This is a genomic window from Companilactobacillus futsaii JCM 17355 (assembly GCF_001435505.1).
Lineage (GTDB): Bacteria > Bacillota > Bacilli > Lactobacillales > Lactobacillaceae > Companilactobacillus > Companilactobacillus futsaii.
This window is the reverse complement of the sequence record NZ_AZDO01000033.1, coordinates 1-5,393: the sequence shown is the minus strand read 5'-3', so window position 1 is coordinate 5,393 and position 5,393 is coordinate 1. Positions and strand designations below refer to the sequence as shown.

Genomic DNA, 5,393 nt, shown 5'->3' with positions numbered 1-5,393 from the left:
TTTTGATTGGGTTTGGTCGCTTAAATCTTAACATGAGAACAGTGATGTTCTTTTTTTATTTTCTAGAGACAAAAAAACTGGCATTGATTATTCATCAATACCAGAAAGTATAGAACCAATAAACGTTGATTTTTTATTATATTCTTATAAAAACAAGATAATTGATCAAGGTTAACTTTGTAAATCTGTTGAGATGGTACTATCAACGAAATGATTAATTGGACCATATTTATGACCAACGGCGATTTCATTTTTTATTGCGTTATAGGTATAGTTTTTACTAATTTTAATAGCATTTTCCATACTCTTACCCTTGGCTATTTCAGCTACGATACAAGAAGACAATGTGTCCCCAGTACCATTAATATGTTCAGTATCAATAAATGGTTCTGATATCCAAAATGACTTTCCACTTTCAAGTAGAACGTAATCATCAACTGTATCTTGTGAACCGTCCATATGTTTTCCCTTGATCATAATATTTTTTGGACCAAGCTTTCGAAGTTCCAACGCAGCTTTTGCAAAATCTTCTTTATTATTTAATTCCATTCCGGAAAGTTTTTTTGCTTCGTAAAAATTAGGGGTGATTAAATCTGCAAAAGGAAATAACTCATTGATAAGAGTTTGGTAGGCTTCTGTTTCAAGCAACATTGCACCATGCTTAGTTATAATTACTGGATCGAGTATAAAGGTACCAAATGGCTTGTCTTTTATTTCTTCAGCAATGGTGTGAATAATTTTTGAATCAGATAGCATTCCATTTTTGAATGCAGAAATTTTAAAATCATCCTTAATGTCTTTGATTTCATTTTTAATGAAATCGATTGGCAAATTAACACTATCATGAATACCGTATGAATTTCCTGCAACAGCTGCTGTTAATACAGACATTCCATAAACGCCACGTGACATAAAGGTTTTTAAATCAGCTTGTGCTCCCGCACTACCATCAGAATCAGATCCTGCGATGGTCAAAACTTGCTTAAATTCATTCATCAGTAAAAACTCCCGCTTAATTATTTTTTACTAGGGACTGTCTGAAAACTAAAAATTCAGGTATAATCTGAGGAAAAACGAATCGAGGCATTCCGATGACAACACCTAAACGATACGAACTGGAAGATGCTCAGTGGGACCGAATCAAAGGATACTTCCCGCCATACCGGACTGGCCGTCCATCAAGCCTAGACAACCGTACCGCCCTCAACGCTATCCTCTGGCTCATGCGCAGCGGGGCTCCTTGGCGTGATCTACCTGAACGCTATGGCTCTTGGAAAACGGTGTATAGTCGCTTCCGAGCCTGGGTAAGTTCGGGCTTGTTCGAACAGGTTTTTCTCGAATTGATTGACGATCCCGACATGGAAAACTTGAGCTTAGATTCAACGATCGTTCGAGCGCATCAAAAGGCCACTGGGGCAAAAAAAACGCCGAATTTATGGTCGAAAATCAAGCTATTGGATTAAGTCGAGGTGGCCGAACGACCAAGATTCACGCACTCGTTGACGGATTAGGGAATCCCTTGGGTTTTCGCCTAACAGGTGGTCAAGTACATGATAGCCAAGTTGCCAGTGAGTTGCTGGAAGGCTTCGATATTTCTCAATCAAATATTATCGCGGATAAAGCCTATGGCACCGCGAAACTTCGCCAGTATATTGAAGATAAAGCAGGCGTCTATACCATTCCGCCAAAGAAAAATACCAAAGACAAGTGGACCTGTGATTACCACGTTTATTGTGAGCGCCATTTGATTGAGAACTTCTTCAATCAGTTGAAGAACTTTCGTAGGATTGCAACGCGTTATGATAAGCTCGCTCATGTTTATCTGGCTACGGTCTACATTGCCTCAATTTGCATCTTACTTAAGTAGTTTTCAGACGGACCCTAGTACAATTACTATTTTACCACTATGTTACCGTTTTCGTAGATGGTGTATGATATGACTGTGTAATTGAAAAATTTCAAAGAGTTTTTCTTTAAGGAGGAAAAGTTATGAACCAGGCGATGAACAGTATTATTACTGAATTAAAAAATATTTATTTAATGTATGGAGATAGAACAAGTCTAGATACGGTAAAAGATAAAGTAGTTAATGAAGATGTTATTAAAGGTATGAATGTAGAATTACAAGAAGATGAACAATTGAAAATAAAAATACCAGTTGTTCTGGTGGATTCAAAACTTGTTTCATTTTTTAAACCGGCTAAGATGGCAATGTCTGGTACACCGTTACCAATTATTGAGGATGATTCAAAGAAAATAGCCAAATTGGTAAATGAATTAAACAATCTTTCTAGCTTAGAATCTGGACAAAATGAGAGTTTTAATCGGGCTATAAAGGATATTGAATCAACGAGGTCGGTAGATGAGATATTAGATGAACTGGAACGTGTATATAAGTATTATAAAGATAAATTGGATTTTCCTAGAATAATGGGATATATCGTTAATTCTCCACAACTATACATTACGCGGGTTGATGTTGAGAAAACAAAACTGTTCGAAATTCCAGTATATTTGCCTATTGGAAGATTTGTCGATAATGATTCTGAAGAGCTATTAAATCCCGATAAATTTCTCCTGGAAATAAAGCCAGAGAGTGAAATCAAGGATGATTCAAATTATATTGCGGACCTTACTAATCGGTTGATCAATATTATGACCGAATCGAATTAAATGAAAATACGAATTTTAATTTGATGATTAATACTAAATATAGCTATTGTATAGGGCTTTGTGAACCAAAACTATGTTAATCAGTGATATTATTATATAATGGTTTTTTTACTATTAAAACTGATAATTGATTAATTATATTTCATTGAGAAGAGGATTTTGATTTTGAGCAGTATTGAGGATGTAGCAAAATTAGTTGGTGTTTCGACTACAACCGTATCGAGAGCATTAAATAATAAGTCATATGTATCAAAAAAAACAAAACAGAAGATTGAAGAAGCCGTTAAGGAATTGAATTATGTTCCCAATAAGGTTGCGAAATCTTTATCAAGTAAAAGGACCAATATTGTTGGAGTTATCATTCCTTCAATCATTGATCCGATTTACTCGGAAGAAATTAATACAATAGAAAAAGTATTAAAAGAAAAAGGTGTACGTATACTATTGTGTTTATGTCCTCGTAATTCACACCAGTATGAATTAGAGTTGAAGAATATGTTAAATAGTTACATTGATGGGATTATTTCGGCAGTTTACGATTTTCCGGTGACAATGGCAGAGGAAAATGTTCCATTTGTACAGCTTGGTGGTGGGAAAGTCGACTATTCAAGAAAGGTCAATGTGATAACAGATGACTATGAGGTTGGGCAAGCCGCTATCAAGCTGATTGAAAAGGGTAAACATAAAAAAGTAATTGTACAACATGGGCCTCTATCCCTCTCTGAAGAGCAAGATAGATTGGATGCGATTGTTTATGCACTTAATGGATCCGAAGTAAATTATGAACTGCAGTTGGTTGATCAAGATGATCCGTATGGAATTGAAGGGACTCAAAACCTATTTAAGGATTTTAAAGATTTTGATGTGGTACTATCAAGAAATGATCAAAATGGCTATCAGGTAGTTTTAGAAGCACAGAGGCGTGGTATTATGGTTCCTAGTGAGTTGAAAGTTATAGGCTACGGAGGATCACAGTTTCTTGCTAATATGAATTCACCAATGACAACTATAAGTATAAATCCATCCAAAATTGGAAATAAGGTTGCTGAGTTAACGATTAGTATGCTGGCTGAGGATAGCAAGAAAAAGAATCAACAGATTTCAGTACCAATATCAATTATTAATTAAAAATTGGGAGGCGTAATAGACTACCCTAAATAATAGGGATTAAAGACATTGGATATGATGTTCTTTAATCCTTATTTATTTTAAGCACTTTTTATATTATTTAATTAAATACACACGAGTAGTTTCTTTATTGAGAGATAAAAAAACGATGATCTGAAAAGATCATCGTATAAACATAAAGTAAGAAACATCATTGTCGGGGTGATGAGTAAGTGTCTGCTTAATTTGATTCATTAGTTTCAATGAAATATTAGTTGTTTAATGCTATTATGTCAACTTAATAGCAAAACGGTTACATGTCTTATGTATCAAGGTGTACAGATGAAAATAATGTCCAAAAAGTATTGTAATCGGTTACAATATGGCTTAAAGTATATATTGACAGTAAGAGATAGCATTTTATAAGTGTTTCTCTAGAACAGAATATAAATTTAGTGTCTCCGAGTAGTTGTGAGGAGGTACACAAAAAGTTTTATGCAGATATAGGGGTGTTTATAAATGACTAATATTATTGAAAATAAAATTAAATATAATTTAAATTATTTTACCAAAAGATTGCAATAGTAGGATTAAATATCATGATGTTTTAAGATTAAAACAAGGAGGATTTTCAAACACAAGATATAGTATTTGATGAGTGACCAAGCACCATATGTTCCATGTGAAACATTTTAATTCACCTTAAGGTTATTTGATAGAAACGGCCAATTTTAGAAATGGAAATGTTTACACGGCATTAGATAATTTACATGCCACATCGCAGTTACAGCCAGGCGGAGGTCTATTTGGTATTAATGAAGATATGGTCGGCATTAAGAAGTTGTTAAATAAATAAATCCCATCTCTTAATTGAGATGGGATTTATTTGAGTGATAGCCAGCTGTGACCGCCAGTTTATCATAATTTTTTTGAAGATAATTATAGGTCTGGGTACGATCCGTTAAGTTCATTTCGGCAATTTTGAAAGGGTCCTCTAAAGGAAAATCATGATCCTTTAATAACTTGACGTAATCAAAATAATGCTGCAATTAGTTATCAACCATACCTAATTTAATAGACTCTTTTGTTTCTATATAAATTAAGAGGTAGTACATATTAGTTGGAACGGAACTGACAGAACCTAAAAGACGGAGAATGCCAAACTGGATAAATTTAATTTCATTAAAAGGAATATCCAGAACGGTTTTTTCTACATCGCAGATGTGAATGTCATTATCAATGTGAACATTCAATTTGTAGGTCATGCCAACAATCTCATTGGAGTACTTATAGATGGTGTCACGTAAGGGTTGACTGTTGTTGAGTCTAACTTTGAATATTTTATTTTTGACGTTAAGGTCATCTTTGTAAAAATTATCAGAAGCTAAAATTTTTGAATCGACTGTATGCATAAATAACACCTCTTCAGATTCAAGCTTGTGAACGTTTTCATTATACTACTAATAATTATAAACGTATCATTTTGTAAATTGGCAAATAAACGATATAGTAATAAATCGATAGAGATTGCGTCTAAAGGCTATTCTGAATAGGGATGTGGTAGATTGCAAATTTAATCCGAATTTTTGGACAAATTTGTCAGCATAACCTGA

The 5,393-nt window shown here is 34.0% G+C and carries 6 protein-coding genes; 4 read left to right on the top strand and 2 right to left on the bottom strand.

The genetic code is table 11. The features are described 5' to 3' along the window. Nucleotides 1-171: 171 nt before the first annotated feature. Entirely contained in the window at nt 172-999 is an 828-nt protein-coding gene (thiD, locus tag FC88_RS03565; protein WP_057812860.1) for a bifunctional hydroxymethylpyrimidine kinase/phosphomethylpyrimidine kinase, read from the bottom strand. A gap of 92 nt (nt 1,000-1,091) precedes the next feature. Between thiD and FC88_RS12580 the strand changes: the two genes are divergently transcribed. From FC88_RS12580 to FC88_RS12775, 4 genes are all read left to right on the top strand, one after another. Further along, nucleotides 1,092-1,867, top strand: a protein-coding gene (locus FC88_RS12580; RefSeq protein WP_149029876.1) for an IS5-like element ISLpl3 family transposase whose coding sequence is annotated in 2 segments (ribosomal slippage) — nt 1,092-1,416 and nt 1,416-1,867 — 777 coding nt in all. Because the reading frame shifts where the segments join, the coding sequence is not laid out codon by codon here. A 122-nt stretch (nt 1,868-1,989) separates the two neighbouring features. Continuing rightward, entirely contained in the window at nt 1,990-2,673 is a 684-nt protein-coding gene (locus FC88_RS03550) for a hypothetical protein (protein WP_057812853.1), read from the top strand. Between the two features lie 165 nt (nt 2,674-2,838). After that, nucleotides 2,839-3,801, top strand: coding sequence for a LacI family DNA-binding transcriptional regulator (locus FC88_RS03545; protein ID WP_057812850.1), 963 nt, complete (start codon nt 2,839-2,841; stop codon nt 3,799-3,801). 691 nt (nt 3,802-4,492) lie between these two features. Then, nucleotides 4,493-4,636 (top strand): hypothetical protein, encoded by a 144-nt coding sequence (locus tag FC88_RS12775; RefSeq protein ID WP_157060413.1) that lies wholly within the window; start codon nt 4,493-4,495, stop codon nt 4,634-4,636. Nucleotides 4,637-4,829: 193 nt separating this feature from the next. Here the strand turns inward: FC88_RS12775 and FC88_RS03540 are convergent, their stop codons facing one another. Beyond that, the gene (locus FC88_RS03540; RefSeq protein ID WP_057812848.1) at nt 4,830-5,192 is read right to left on the bottom strand and encodes a hypothetical protein; all 363 of its coding nucleotides are present in this window, start codon (nt 5,190-5,192) and stop codon (nt 4,830-4,832) included. Between the last annotated feature and the right edge of the window lie 201 nt (nt 5,193-5,393).